The organism is Streptomyces longispororuber (assembly GCF_024448165.1).
GTDB classification, from domain to species: Bacteria; Actinomycetota; Actinomycetes; order Streptomycetales; family Streptomycetaceae; genus Streptomyces; species Streptomyces longispororuber_A.
The window spans coordinates 23,791-36,825 of the sequence record NZ_JAMOLN010000023.1 but is presented as its reverse complement, the minus strand read 5'-3'; the positions used below and the strand labels follow the sequence as shown (position 1 = coordinate 36,825).

Below are 13,035 nucleotides of genomic sequence, written 5' to 3'. Positions count from 1 at the left end.
CGCAGTTCTACGGGGACGTACCGGGGGACGACCATGGACTTTCGCGGGAGGGGCGTTGGACTTACCACGTCCGTCACGCCCGCCGCTCGCCTCACTCCCAGCGGAAGAAGCGCCCTGCCGCGCCGAGGCCCACGACCGCCCACACCGCGAGGATCCCGAGGTCGCCCCACGGCATCGACGCCCCGTGCTGGAGCACGTCGCGAAGACCGTCGGAGAGGGCCGAGATGGGCAGCAGACCGAGCACCGACTGGGCGGCGTCGGGGAATTTGTCGAGCGGCACGATGACCCCGCCGCCGACGAGCAGCAGCAGGAAGACCAGGTTGGCCGCGGCGAGCGTGGCCTCCGCCTTGAGCGTGCCGGCCATCAGCAGGCCGAGCCCGGAGAAGGCAGCTGTGCCGAGGATCAGGAGAAGGAGGACGGCGAAGGGGTTCCCGTGCGGGGACCAGCCCAGTGCGAACGCGATGACCGTCAGGAGGACGACCTGGAGGATCTCGGTGACCAGGACCGAGAGCGTCTTGGCCGCCATCAGGCCCCAGCGCGGCAGCGGGGAGGCGCCGAGCCGCTTGAGGACGCCGTAGCGGCGCTCGAAGCCGGTCGCGATGGCCTGCCCGGTGAACGCCGTGGACATCACGGCGAGCGCGAGGATGCCCGGCGTCAGGAAGTCCACGGCCTTGCCGGAGCCGGTGTCGACGATGTCGACCGAGGAGAACAGGACGAGCAGAAGGGTGGGGATGACGACCGTGAGCAGCAGCTGTTCGCCGTTGCGCAGCAGCATCTTCGTCTCGAGCGCCGCCTGCGTGGCGATCATGCGGGGGAGCGGTGCGGCTCCCGGGTTCGGCGTGTACGTGCCGGCGCTCATCCGCGCAGCTCCCGTCCGGTCAGTTCCAGGAAGACGTCTTCGAGCGTGTGCCGTTCGACGGAGATCTTGTCCGGCATCACCCCGTGCTGGGCGCACCAGGAGGTGACCGTGGCCAGGAGCTGGGGGTCGATCTTGCCGGCGACGCGGTAGGAGCCGGGGGTGAGTTCGGCGGCCGCGGAGTCGGCGGGCAGGGCCTTGAGGAGGGAGGCGACGTCGAGGCCGGGGCGGCCGGTGAAGCGGAGCGTGTTCTCGGCGCCGCCGCGGCACAGCTGCTCGGGGGAGCCCTGCGCGATGACCTTGCCCGCGTCCACGATCGCCACGTCGTCGGAGAGCTGCTCGGCCTCGTCCATGTGGTGCGTGGTGAGGATGACCGAGACGCCGTCCGACCGCAGATCGCGGACGAGGTCCCAGGTGGCGCGGCGGGCCTGCGGGTCGAGGCCCGCGGTCGGCTCGTCGAGGAAGACCAGCTCGGGGCGGCCGACCACGGCCATCGCGAGGGCGAGGCGCTGCTGCTGGCCGCCGGACAGCCGCCGGTAGGTGGTGCGGCCGCAACTGCCGAGGCCCAGGCGCTCGATGAGGGCGTTCACGTCGAGAGGGTGGGCGTGGAGCTTGGCGATGTGGCGGAGCATCTCGTCGGCGCGGGCGCCGGAGTAGACGCCGCCGGACTGCAGCATCACGCCGATGCGGGGGCGCAGTGCGGAGGCCTGCTTCACCGGGTCGAGGCCGAGGACGCGGACGGTGCCGGCGTCCGGCCTGCGATAGCCCTCGCAGGTCTCGATGGTGGTGGTCTTGCCCGCGCCGTTGGGGCCGAGGACGGCCGTGATGCCGGGGGCTGCAGTGAGGTCGAGACCGTCGACCGCGGTCTTGTTTCCGTACCGCTTCACCAGACCGGTGAGGTGGAGGACGGGCTCGCTTTCCATGGTGGGCAAGTCTAAGGACGTGCGGGGGCGCGCCGGAGGGCGGGGCGGATCCCCTCGGCCGGGGGCGAGGTGCCGTGCGAGGAGCGGGCGTGACGGTCGAGGGCGTGGGCCCCGCTCGCCCCGATCCGGGTGGTCCAGCGGCCCGATCTGGGCCGGCGCAGTCCGTTCGGCCCGTCCACAGGTGACCTTTTCCGTCGGGAAGGCCCTGCGGGCAGGCCTAGCGTCGAGTGGTGACCAGCATCGCGGAGAACGTCGAGGAAACATCCGAGCAGGCGGCCCACAAGGCGCAGGACCTGAGGCGGACTCCGCGCTACTTCGTCTCCGCCGTCCTCGCGGGCGCGTACATCGGGATCGGCGAGGTGCTGCTCCTGGTCGCGGTCTCGCCCTTCGTCACGGCGGGCTCGCCGGCGACCAGGCTGCTCGAAGGGCTCGTCTTCCCGATCGCGCTGACGATCGTGATGTTCGCCGGGGCGCAGCTGTTCACCAGCAACGTGATGGTGATGCTGATCGGCGCGCTCACCGGGCGCACGGGGGTCAGGGACCTGGTGGGGAGCTGGAGCCTGTCGCTGGTGGGGAACTTCGTGGGGGCGTTCCTGTTCGGCGCGATGGTGCACGCGTCCGGGGTCACCTCCACCGCGTCGGCGCGCGCCATGCTCGCCGAGATGGTGCACGCGAAGGAGGCGCTCACCGGCGGTCAGCTGTTCTGGCGAGCCGTGCTCTGCAACCTGCTGGTCTGCCTGGCGATCTGGATGTTCTACCGGGCGAAGGGAGACGGGGCCAAGATCTTCGTGCTGTGGATCCCGGTGCTCGTCTTCGTCGCGGTGGGGTTCGAGCACTGTGTGGCGAACATGGCGCTGTTCAGCATGGCGATCCTGGACGGCGGCGCGGGGTTCGGCGATCTGCTGCGGAACCTGGTGTTCACGGCGCCGGGGAACATCGTCGGGGGCGGGCTGCTGGTCGCGGGCTCGTACTGGTTCATGGGGCGGCCGGAGCGTGAGGAGGACCTCTAGGGCCTGTCGTCGAACTCCCGTCGCCGCTAGGGCCTGTCTCCCAGATCCCTCCTGCCCCGCGACGCCTGGCACGCACTCTCGCCGCACCGGGCACAAGGCCGAGTACATCCAGTACGAGGCCGTGCGCCCGGCACTCCCCCAGCCTTCGGCCGGGGGGACCCCCTGAGAGCACGCACCAGACGCCGCAGGGCCCGCCCTTCGGGCGGACGGAGGGATCTGGGAGACAGGCCCTAGACCGGTCGTCGGTTGGCCGGCAGCCACTTCTGGGCGTAGGCCACCGCGCCGGGCAGGGGGAACAGCCGGGCTCCGGCGGCGCCGACCCGGCCCCGGACGACCGGGGTGTCGCGTTCGAAGGCGGCGCCGAGCTCGTCGAAGCGGTCCGCGGAGATCGTCACCTCCGTGACGTGCTCCCAGCCCGCGGGGCCGGGCCGGCCCGCGTCCTCCAGGCGGTGCGGGATGCGGTACTCGGCCAGGTGGAAGGCCGTGCACGCGTCGTACCCGGCGCCCAGGAGCAGCACCCGCGCGCCGCGTTCCTCCAGTCGGGCCAGCGGGCTGCGCTCACCCAGCCGGCAGTCGGGCGCGTGGCCGTCCGTCACAGCCGCGGCGCCCGGGCCGAGCGCCGCGAAGGACGTCTGCGGGTGGGCGCTGCGCACGGCACCCGGCCAGGTGCGCACGGTCTCCGGGATCACGCCGACGCCCCGGGTGGGCGTGAGCGCCGGGTCGTAGACCGGCATCGTCGCCCGGATCGGCTCCCACCAGTCGGCCGGTACCGGTGGCGCGCCCCACAGCGACGGATCGCTGAGATCGCCGGACTGCGCGGGCACCACCAGCGTGCCCGCGGGACCCAGTGCGTCGAGCAGGGCCTGGACGACGGCGACCGGTCCGCCGTTGACCCAGCCGAGGCTGCTGAGCGAGGAGTGCACGAGCAGGGTCTCGCCCGGTTCGACACCGAGCGTGCGCAGATCGGTGGCGAGGGCGGCGCGGGTGACGAGTGGGCCGGTCGGAGGCGGTGTGGACATGGAAGGAGTGTCCCTGCGGAGGGGGCCGGGGCACCACGGGATTCCCGCGGGCGGCGTCCGGACGACCTCGGCTTTTTGATCGATCAAAGATCGTTTCCGCAGGTCACGCCCGGTGTCTACTTAGGTCTACCTAAGTGACGCACGGCACCGAGGGCGATCACCAGCCCGCTTGTCAGGGTCTGAGGAATTACGCAACAATGGCGTTGTGAAAAACGTCGGCGAGGCTCAGGAGGCACCCACGGGGGCCCCTCAGGAAGAGCTCGCGACCGGTGAGCGTTCGACGCGCAACCGGGTCGCGCGTTCCATCCTGGACCACGGCCCGTCCACGGTCGCCGATCTCGCGGGACGTCTCGGCCTCACCCACGCCGCCGTCCGCCGCCACCTCGACGCCCTGGTCGCCGACGTCGTCGTGGAGCCCCGCGAGCAGCGGGTCTACGGAGCGCGCACGCGCGGCCGGCCCGCCAAGGTGTTCGCCCTGACCGACTGCGGTCGTGACGCCTTCGACCAGTCCTACGACAAGCTCGCGGCCGAGGCGCTCCGCTGGATCAAGGAGCACGCCGGGGGAGACGACGCGGTCGTCGCCTTCGCCCGCGACCGGATCGCCGCCCAGGCCGCCCCGTACAAGGCGGCGATCGAGGCGGTGGCCCCGGAGGAGCGGGCCCAGGCCCTGGCGAAGGCCCTGAGCGCGGACGGGTACGCTGCTACGGCGCGTAGCGCGCCCCTCCCGCAAAGAGGCGAGCAGCTCTGCCAGCACCACTGTCCAGTCGCCCACGTCGCCGAGCAGTACCCACAGCTCTGCGAGGCCGAGACGGAGATGTTCTCCCAGATCCTCGGCACCCACGTCCAGCGGCTGGCCACGATCGCCCATGGCGACGGCGTCTGCACGACGTTCATCCCCAAGACCACTGAAAACGCATCTGCAAGCACCGCCGGGAGGAACCCCGCATGACTCTCCCCATCGAGGAGACTGCCCACCCCGAGCTCGAAGGCCTGGGCAAGTACGAATACGGCTGGGCTGACTCCGACACGGCCGGTGCCTCTGCCAAGCGCGGCATCAACGAGGACGTCGTCCGGGACATCTCCGCCAAGAAGAACGAGCCGGAGTGGATGACCAAGCTCCGTCTCAAGGGCCTGAAGCTCTTCGAGAAGAAGCCCATGCCGAACTGGGGCTCCGACCTCTCCGGCATCGACTTCGACAACATCAAGTACTTCGTGCGCTCCACGGAGAAGCAGGCGGAGTCCTGGGAGGACCTGCCCGAGGACATCAAGAACACGTACGACAAGCTCGGCATCCCCGAGGCGGAGAAGCAGCGCCTCGTCGCCGGTGTCGCGGCCCAGTACGAGTCCGAGGTCGTCTACCACCAGATCCGTGAGGACCTGGAGGAGCAGGGCGTCATCTTCCTCGACACCGACACCGCCCTCAAGGAGCACCCGGAGCTCTTCAAGGAGTACTTCGGCACGGTCATCCCGGTCGGCGACAACAAGTTCGCGTCGCTGAACTCCGCGGTGTGGTCGGGCGGCTCCTTCATCTACGTGCCGAAGGGCGTGCACGTCGAGATCCCGCTCCAGGCCTACTTCCGTATCAACACGGAGAACATGGGCCAGTTCGAGCGGACGCTGATCATCGTCGACGAGGACGCCTACGTCCACTACGTCGAGGGCTGCACCGCGCCGATCTACAAGTCGGACTCGCTGCACTCCGCGGTCGTCGAGATCATCGTGAAGAAGGGCGCCCGCTGCCGCTACACGACGATCCAGAACTGGTCGAACAACGTCTACAACCTGGTCACCAAGCGCGCCGTGGCGTACGAGGGCGCGACCATGGAGTGGATCGACGGCAACATCGGTTCCAAGGTCACCATGAAGTACCCGGCCGTCTACCTGATGGGCGAGCACGCCAAGGGTGAGACGCTCTCCATCGCCTTCGCGGGCGAGGGCCAGCACCAGGACGCCGGCTCCAAGATGGTCCACATGGCGCCGAACACGTCGTCGAACATCGTCTCGAAGTCCGTGGCGCGCGGCGGTGGCCGCACCTCCTACCGCGGTCTCGTCGAGATCGGCGAGGGCGCCGCCGGATCGAAGTCGAACGTGCTGTGCGACGCGCTGCTCGTCGACACGATCTCCCGCTCCGACACGTACCCGTACGTCGACGTCCGCGAGGACGACGTGTCCATGGGGCACGAGGCGACCGTCTCCAAGGTCTCCGAGGACCAGCTCTTCTACCTGATGAGCCGCGGACTGAGCGAGTTCGAGGCCATGGCGATGATCGTGCGCGGCTTCGTGGAGCCGATCGCCAAGGAGCTGCCCATGGAGTACGCCCTCGAGCTCAACCGGCTGATCGAGCTGCAGATGGAAGGGTCGGTCGGCTGACCCCGGTCGACTGACGTCTCCATCAGCCCCCTTACGTAAGAAAGCGAGCGCTACGACAGCCATGGCTGAGGCTCAGAACATCCCGGCCGGTTCCACCACCGCCGGAACCATCGCGGTGGCCGCAGAGTCGACCGTCGCCACGCGCATGAGCGCGCCCCCGTCCTTCGACGTGCAGGACTTCCCGGTCCCGCACGGCCGTGAGGAGGAGTGGCGGTTCACGCCGCTGGAGCGGCTGCGCGGCCTGCACGACGGCACCGCCGTCGCCACCGGCACCGGCGTCAAGGTCGACGTGGAGGCGCCGGCCGGCGTCACCGTCGAGACCGTCGGCCGGGACGACGCCCGCATCGGCAAGGCCGGCAAGCCCGTCGACCGGGTCGCCGCGCAGGCGTACTCGGCGTTCGAGAAGGCCGGCGTGATCACCGTCCCCAAGGAGACGGTGCTCACCGAGCCGATCCGGATCGCCGTGCACGGCGAGGGCGGCACCGCCTTCGCTCACCAGGTCGTCGAGCTGGGCGCCTTCGCCGAGGCCGTCGTCGTCATCGACCACACCGGTGACGCGGTGCTCGCCGCCAACGTCGACTACCTGCTCGGCGACGGCGCGAAGCTCACCGTCGTCTCCGTCCAGGACTGGGACGACAAGGCCGTGCACGTCGCACAGCACAACGCGCTCGTGGGCCGTGACGCCTCCTTCAAGTCGGTCGTCGTCACCTTCGGCGGTGACGTCGTCCGGCTGCACCCGCGCGTCCAGTACGCGGCCACCGGTGGCGAGGCCGAGCTGTTCGGCCTCTACTTCACCGACGCCGGCCAGCACCAGGAGCACCGTCTCCTGGTCGACCACAACACCCCGCACTGCAAGTCGAACGTCGTGTACAAGGGCGCGCTGCAGGGCGAGGAGGCGCACGCCGTGTGGATCGGTGACGTCCTCATCGAGGCCGCCGCCGAGGGCACGGACACGTACGAGATGAACCGGAACCTGGTTCTGACCGACGGCGCCCGCGTCGACTCCGTGCCGAACCTGGAGATCGAGACCGGCGAGATCGTCGGCGCCGGTCACGCCTCCGCGACCGGCCGCTTCGACGACGAGCAGCTCTTCTACCTGATGGCCCGCGGCATCCCCGCCGACGAGGCCCGCCGTCTCGTCGTGCGCGGCTTCTTCGCCGAGCTGGTCCAGCAGATCGGCGTCGACGACATCGAGGCGCGCCTCCTCGAGAAGATCGAGGCCGAGCTGGAGGCCACCGTCTGATGGCCTTCGTACGCGCCTGTGGACTGAGCGAGCTGGAGAGCGACACCCCGAAGCGGGTCGAGCTCGACGGCACGCCCGTGTCCATCGTGCAGACGGAGGGCGAGGTGTTCGCGATCAACGACATCTGCTCGCACGCGAACGTGTCGCTCTCCGAGGGCGAGGTGGAGGACTGCCAGATCGAGTGCTGGCTGCACGGCTCCGCGTTCGACCTGCGCACCGGGAAGCCGTCCGGCCTCCCCGCGACGCGCCCCGTCCCCGTATACCCCGTAAAGATCGAAGGAGACGACGTGCTCGTCTCCCTCACCCAGGAGTCCTGAGGCACCCATGGCAACGCTTGAAATCAAGGACCTGCACGTCACCGTCGAGGCCGACAACGCCACGAAGGAGATCCTCAAGGGCGTCGACCTCACCGTGAAGCAGGGCGAGACGCACGCCATCATGGGCCCGAACGGCTCCGGCAAGTCGACCCTCGCCTACTCCCTCGCGGGTCACCCGAAGTACACGATCACCTCCGGCACCGTCACGCTCGACGGCGAGGACGTCCTGGAGATGTCCGTCGACGAGCGCGCCCGCGCCGGCCTCTTCCTCGCCATGCAGTACCCGGTCGAGGTCCCCGGCGTCTCCGTGTCGAACTTCCTGCGCACCTCGGCCACGGCCGTGCGCGGCGAGGCCCCCAAGCTGCGCACCTGGGTCAAGGAGGTCAAGGAGGCCATGGAGAAGCTCTCCATGGACCCGTCCTTCGCCGAGCGCAACGTGAACGAGGGCTTCTCCGGCGGTGAGAAGAAGCGCCACGAGATCCTCCAGCTGGAGCTCCTCAAGCCGAAGATCGCGATCCTCGACGAGACCGACTCCGGCCTGGACGTCGACGCGCTGCGCATCGTCTCCGAGGGCATCAACCGCGTCCGTGAGAACGGCGAGGTCGGCACCCTCCTGGTGACCCACTACACGCGCATCCTGCGCTACATCAAGCCCGACCACGTCCACGTCTTCGCGGGCGGCCGCATCGTCGAGTCCGGTGGCGCCGAGCTGGCCGACCAGCTCGAGGCCGAGGGCTACGACAAGTACGTGAAGGGTGGCGCATCCGCGTGACACAGCTGCCGGGCCTCCTCGACACCGAGGCGATCCGCAAGGACTTCCCGATCCTCGACCGGGTGCTCCACGACGGCAAGAAGCTCGTGTACCTGGACAACGCGGCGACCAGCCAGACGCCGCGCCAGGTCCTCGACGTCCTGACGGAGTACTACGAGCAGCACAACGCCAACGTCCACCGCGGCGTGCACGTGCTCGCCGAGGAGGCCACGGCGCTGTACGAGGGCGCGCGCGACAAGGTCGCCGCGTTCATCAACGCGCCGAGCCGCGACGAGGTCATCTTCACGAAGAACGCCTCGGAGTCGCTCAACCTCGTCGCCAACATGCTCGGCTGGGCCGACGAGCCGTACAAGGTCGACCACGAGACCGAGATCGTCATCACGGAGATGGAGCACCACTCCAACATCGTTCCGTGGCAGCTGCTCTCGCAGCGCACCGGCGCGAAGCTGAAGTGGTTCGGTCTGACGGACGACGGCCGTCTCGACCTGAGCAACATCAACGAGGTCATCACCGAGAAGACGAAGATCGTCTCGTTCGTCCTCGTGTCGAACATCCTCGGTACCCACAACCCGGTCGAGGCCATCGTGCGCCGCGCCCAGGAGGTGGGCGCCCTCGTCCTCATCGACGCCTCGCAGGCCGCCCCGCACATGCCGCTGGACGTGCAGGCGCTGCAGGCCGACTTCGTGGCCTTCACCGGCCACAAGATGTGCGGCCCGACCGGCATCGGCGTGCTCTGGGGACGGCAGGAGCTCCTGGAGGACCTGCCGCCGTTCCTGGGCGGCGGCGAGATGATCGAGACCGTCTCCATGCACTCGTCGACGTACGCGCCGGCGCCGCACAAGTTCGAGGCGGGCACGCCGCCGATCTCGCAGGCCATCGGCCTCGGGGCGGCGATCGACTACCTGAACTCGATCGGCATGGACAACGTCCTGCGGCACGAGCAGGCGCTCACCGAGTACGCCGTGAAGCGGCTGCAGGAAGTCCCGGACCTGAAGATCATCGGCCCGACCACGGCCGAGGACCGGGGCGCCGCGATCTCCTTCACGCTCGGCGACATCCACCCGCACGACGTGGGCCAGGTCCTCGACGAGCAGGGCATCGCGGTCCGGGTCGGCCACCACTGCGCGCGGCCGGTCTGCCTGCGGTACGGAATTCCTGCGACCACGCGAGCGTCGTTCTATCTGTACTCCACGCCCGGCGAGATCGACGCTCTGGTCGACGGCCTGGAGCACGTACGGAACTTCTTCGGCTGAGGGGCTGGCTGGGAACGTGAAGCTGGATTCGATGTACCAGGAAGTCATCCTGGACCACTACAAGCACCCGCACGGGCGCGGTCTCCGGGATGGCGACGCCGAGGTGCACCACGTCAACCCGACGTGCGGCGACGAGATCACGCTGCGCGTCAAGTACGACGGCGAGACCATCGCCGACGTCTCGTACGAGGGCCAGGGCTGCTCGATCAGCCAGGCCTCGGCCTCCGTCCTGAACGACCTGCTGGTCGGCAAGGAACTGGCCGACGCGCAGAAGATCCAGGAGACCTTCCTGGAGCTGATGCAGTCCAAGGGACAGATCGAGCCGGACGACTCGATGGAGGAGCTCCTGGAGGACGCCGTCGCGTTCGCCGGGGTCTCCAAGTACCCGGCGCGAGTGAAGTGCGCCCTCCTGAGCTGGATGGCGTGGAAGGACGCGACGGCGCAGGCTTTCGCGGAGGAGGCGAAGACCGCATGAGTGACAACACGGCAGTGGAGATGAAGCCGGCCTCCGAGGAGGAGGTCCGCGAGGCGCTGTACGACGTCGTCGACCCCGAGCTGGGCATCGACGTGGTCAACCTGGGCCTGATCTACGGCATCCACATCGACGACGCGAACATCGCGACGATCGACATGACGCTGACGTCCGCGGCCTGCCCGCTGACCGACGTCATCGAGGACCAGGCGAAGTCCGCCACCGACGGCATCGTCAACGAGCTGCGGATCAACTGGGTCTGGATGCCGCCGTGGGGCCCGGACAAGATCACCGACGACGGGCGCGAGCAGCTGCGGGCGCTGGGCTTCAACGTCTGATTCCGAGCTGTACGAGCTGGTGATCGGCCCCGGTGGGACTCCCGCCGGGGCCGATCGGCGTATCGGCCGTGTGGCGTTCGGCCGCCGTACCGGTGATCGACACGCGGCGTTGGGGTGCGGAGCGGAACCTTCCGTCGACATCACGTCGACGAAGGGAACCTCGGTGCCGCACTCCACTCCGCGCCTGCGCCGCGCGGCGCTCGCCGCCGCAGCGGGCGGTCTGCTCACGCTGGCCGCCGTCAGTGGCAACTTCCCGGCGGGCGCGGCCGGTTCGGCCACTCCGACCATCACGCTCTCCGACGCCTACCTCAGCGGTGCCGTCGGCGGCGTCGGCGACCCGACGGTCACCGTGAGCGTCGCGCAGAGCGGGACCGACGCCTCCGCCCTCACGGTGACGGCGTCCGCCAGCAGCAAGACGTCCGTCGCGCAGACCGGCGACGTCACCGTCAGCGGGACCGGCGCGACCCGCACCGTGTCGGTCGCCGCGCGCGCCCAGGGCTACACCGACCTGACGCTGAAGGTCACGGGCAGCGGCGGCTCCACGGCCACCACCAAGCTGCACTACGCGGCCTCCCAGTCCGTGCAGAACCCGTCCGGCACCCGGTACTTCACCGGCTCCAGCGACGCGTCCGCCGCGGTCGACGTGGGCGGCGGCTACGTCGTCGTCGCGGACGACGAGTCCAACGTGCTGCGCCTGTACGACGGTTCGGCCTCCGGCGCCCCCGTGAAGACCTGGGACATGACGTCCAAGGTCGGCGCGAGCAAGGAGATCGACATCGAGGGCGGCACCCGGGTCGGGGACCTCATCTACTGGACCGGCTCGCTCGGCAACAACAAGGACGGCGAGTACAAGGCCGACCGCAACACCGTCTTCACCACGACGGTCAGCGGCAGCGGCGCGTCCACCCAGCTGACCTACGCGCACTCCTACAAGAAGCTGCGCGACCAGCTCGTGTCGTGGGACAAGGCGAACGGCAACCGGTACGGCTTCGCCGCGGGCACCGCCGACGGCGAGGTGCCCAAGCAGATCGACGGGTTCAACGTCGAGGGCCTGGAGTTCGCGCCCGGCTCGACCACCACCGCGTACGTCGGCTTCCGCGCCCCGCTCGTGCCGCCGAAGAGTGGTGGCAAGGCGCTGATCGTGCCCGTCACCAACATGGACAAGGTCGTCGCGAGCGGTTCGACGCCCGTCTTCGGCACGCCCATCGAGCTGGACCTCGGCGGCCTCGCCGTCCGTGACATCCGCAAGAACGCCGCGAACCAGTACCTGATCGTGGCCGGCAGCTGGGCCGCCGACGACAACTCCGACCCGTACGCCCTGTACCGCTGGGACGGCGTCGCCACCACCGCCCCGACGAAGGTCACCGACCTGCCGACCACCGACCCGGGCGGCTGGGAGTCGGTCGTCTCCGTGCCTGACCTGTCCGTGGCCGGCCAGCGTGCGCAGCTGATCACCGACGACGGCTCCGCCGACCTGTACGGCGACGGCACCGAGGCCAAGGACCTCACCCACGACGAGTGGAAGAAGTCCCGCGCGACCTGGTTCACGGTCTCGTAGAACTTCTGTGTACGGGTGTACGCAACGATGCGTACACTCGTACACATGGGATACGTTCTGCTGGCCGGCGCCATCGCCGCCGAAGTGGCCGCCACCACGGCCATGAAGTACAGCGAGGGGTTCAGCAGGCTGTGGCCCTCGCTGGTCACGGTCACCGGATACGTGATCGCGTTCGCACTGCTCGCCCAGACGCTGAAGACCGTGCAGATCGGTACCGCGTACGCGATATGGGCCGGTGTCGGCACCGCCGTCATCGCCGCGATCGGCATGGTCTTCCTCGGTGAGGGGCTGACCGCGGCCAAGGTCGCGGGCATCTGCCTCGTCATCGGCGGGGTCGTGCTCCTGAACCTCGGCGGGGCCCACTGATGGCGCGGCGCTACGACCCCGAGCGGCGCCAGCGGATCATCGACGCCGCCATCCGCGTCGTCGGCTCGAAGGGCATCGGAGGCCTCAGCCACCGCACCGCCGCGGCCGAGGCCGACGTGCCGCTCGGCTCGACGACGTACCACTTCAAGACCCTCGACGAGCTGATGGTCGCCGCGCTGCGCCAGGCCAACGAAGGGTTCGCCAAGGTCGTCGCCGCGCGCGGCGCCTTCCAGGACCCGGCCGTCGACCTCGCCGGCGAACTCGCCGGACTCCTCGGCGAATGGCTGGCCGGCGACCGGGTCGGCGTGGAGCTGGAGTACGAGCTGTACCTGGCCGCCCTGCGCCGGCCCGCGCTGCGCCCCGTCGCCGCCGAGTGGTGCCGGGAACTGGCCGACGCCATCGAGGACCGCACCGACCCCGTCACGGCCCGCGCCCTGGTCGCGCTGATGGACGGGATCTCGCTGCAGGTGCTGCTGACGGGCGGGGAGTACGACGCGGACTACGCGCGGGAGATGCTGGCGCGGCTCATTCCCTGACG

At 69.6% G+C, this 13,035-nt stretch carries 15 protein-coding genes; 12 read left to right on the top strand and 3 right to left on the bottom strand.

Features of this window, described 5'->3' with window-relative positions:
* Window positions 1–91: 91 nt before the first annotated feature.
* On the bottom strand, window positions 92–859 hold the full coding sequence (locus M4J07_RS09425; RefSeq protein ID WP_255969570.1) for an ABC transporter permease: 768 nt from the start codon (window positions 857–859) through the stop codon (window positions 92–94).
* Window positions 856–1,779, bottom strand: a complete 924-nt coding sequence (locus M4J07_RS09420) for an ABC transporter ATP-binding protein (RefSeq protein WP_255969567.1) — start codon at window positions 1,777–1,779, stop codon at window positions 856–858. The genes M4J07_RS09425 and M4J07_RS09420 overlap by 4 nt, the downstream gene beginning before the upstream one ends.
* A 230-nt stretch (window positions 1,780–2,009) precedes the next feature.
* Here M4J07_RS09420 and M4J07_RS09415 point away from each other — a divergent pair, with 230 nt between their 5' ends.
* Window positions 2,010–2,789: a formate/nitrite transporter family protein gene (locus tag M4J07_RS09415; protein ID WP_255969564.1), complete on the top strand. Its 780-nt coding sequence runs from the start codon at window positions 2,010–2,012 to the stop codon at window positions 2,787–2,789.
* Between the two features lie 230 nt (window positions 2,790–3,019).
* Here M4J07_RS09415 and M4J07_RS09410 read toward each other — a convergent pair whose 3' ends face one another.
* Window positions 3,020–3,808, bottom strand: a complete 789-nt coding sequence (locus M4J07_RS09410) for an aminoglycoside N(3)-acetyltransferase (protein ID WP_255969561.1) — start codon at window positions 3,806–3,808, stop codon at window positions 3,020–3,022.
* Window positions 3,809–4,013: 205 nt separating this feature from the next.
* Between M4J07_RS09410 and M4J07_RS09405 the strand changes: the two genes are divergently transcribed.
* The 11 genes from M4J07_RS09405 (at window position 4,014) to M4J07_RS09355 (ending at window position 13,033) form a co-directional block, all read left to right on the top strand.
* A complete protein-coding gene (locus tag M4J07_RS09405) occupies window positions 4,014–4,757 on the top strand; it encodes a helix-turn-helix transcriptional regulator (protein ID WP_255969558.1) in 744 nt (247 codons plus the stop codon).
* Window positions 4,754–6,178: a Fe-S cluster assembly protein SufB gene (gene sufB / locus M4J07_RS09400; protein ID WP_255969555.1), complete on the top strand. Its 1,425-nt coding sequence runs from the start codon at window positions 4,754–4,756 to the stop codon at window positions 6,176–6,178. Before M4J07_RS09405 ends, sufB begins: the two co-directional genes overlap by 4 nt.
* 61 nt (window positions 6,179–6,239) lie before the next feature.
* Window positions 6,240–7,421, top strand: a complete 1,182-nt coding sequence (sufD, locus tag M4J07_RS09395; RefSeq protein ID WP_255969552.1) for a Fe-S cluster assembly protein SufD — start codon at window positions 6,240–6,242, stop codon at window positions 7,419–7,421.
* The gene (locus M4J07_RS09390; protein WP_255969549.1) at window positions 7,421–7,738 is read left to right on the top strand and encodes a non-heme iron oxygenase ferredoxin subunit; all 318 of its coding nucleotides are present in this window, start codon (window positions 7,421–7,423) and stop codon (window positions 7,736–7,738) included. Before sufD ends, M4J07_RS09390 begins: the two co-directional genes overlap by 1 nt.
* Window positions 7,739–7,745: 7 nt before the next feature.
* The gene (sufC, locus tag M4J07_RS09385; RefSeq protein ID WP_255969546.1) at window positions 7,746–8,510 is read left to right on the top strand and encodes a Fe-S cluster assembly ATPase SufC; all 765 of its coding nucleotides are present in this window, start codon (window positions 7,746–7,748) and stop codon (window positions 8,508–8,510) included.
* Window positions 8,507–9,763: a cysteine desulfurase gene (locus M4J07_RS09380; RefSeq protein ID WP_255969543.1), complete on the top strand. Its 1,257-nt coding sequence runs from the start codon at window positions 8,507–8,509 to the stop codon at window positions 9,761–9,763. Before sufC ends, M4J07_RS09380 begins: the two co-directional genes overlap by 4 nt.
* A 16-nt stretch (window positions 9,764–9,779) precedes the next feature.
* Complete coding sequence (sufU, locus tag M4J07_RS09375) at window positions 9,780–10,238, top strand: Fe-S cluster assembly sulfur transfer protein SufU (protein ID WP_255969540.1); 459 nt, start codon at window positions 9,780–9,782, stop codon at window positions 10,236–10,238.
* Window positions 10,235–10,573: a metal-sulfur cluster assembly factor gene (locus M4J07_RS09370; protein WP_255969537.1), complete on the top strand. Its 339-nt coding sequence runs from the start codon at window positions 10,235–10,237 to the stop codon at window positions 10,571–10,573. The genes sufU and M4J07_RS09370 overlap by 4 nt, the downstream gene beginning before the upstream one ends.
* A gap of 163 nt (window positions 10,574–10,736) precedes the next feature.
* Window positions 10,737–12,131, top strand: coding sequence for a DUF3616 domain-containing protein (locus M4J07_RS09365; RefSeq protein WP_255969534.1), 1,395 nt, complete (start codon window positions 10,737–10,739; stop codon window positions 12,129–12,131).
* A 45-nt stretch (window positions 12,132–12,176) separates the two neighbouring features.
* Complete coding sequence (locus M4J07_RS09360) at window positions 12,177–12,497, top strand: DMT family transporter (RefSeq protein ID WP_255969531.1); 321 nt, start codon at window positions 12,177–12,179, stop codon at window positions 12,495–12,497.
* A complete protein-coding gene (locus tag M4J07_RS09355; RefSeq protein ID WP_255969528.1) occupies window positions 12,497–13,033 on the top strand; it encodes a TetR/AcrR family transcriptional regulator in 537 nt (178 codons plus the stop codon). Before M4J07_RS09360 ends, M4J07_RS09355 begins: the two co-directional genes overlap by 1 nt.
* Window positions 13,034–13,035: the final 2 nt, after the last annotated feature.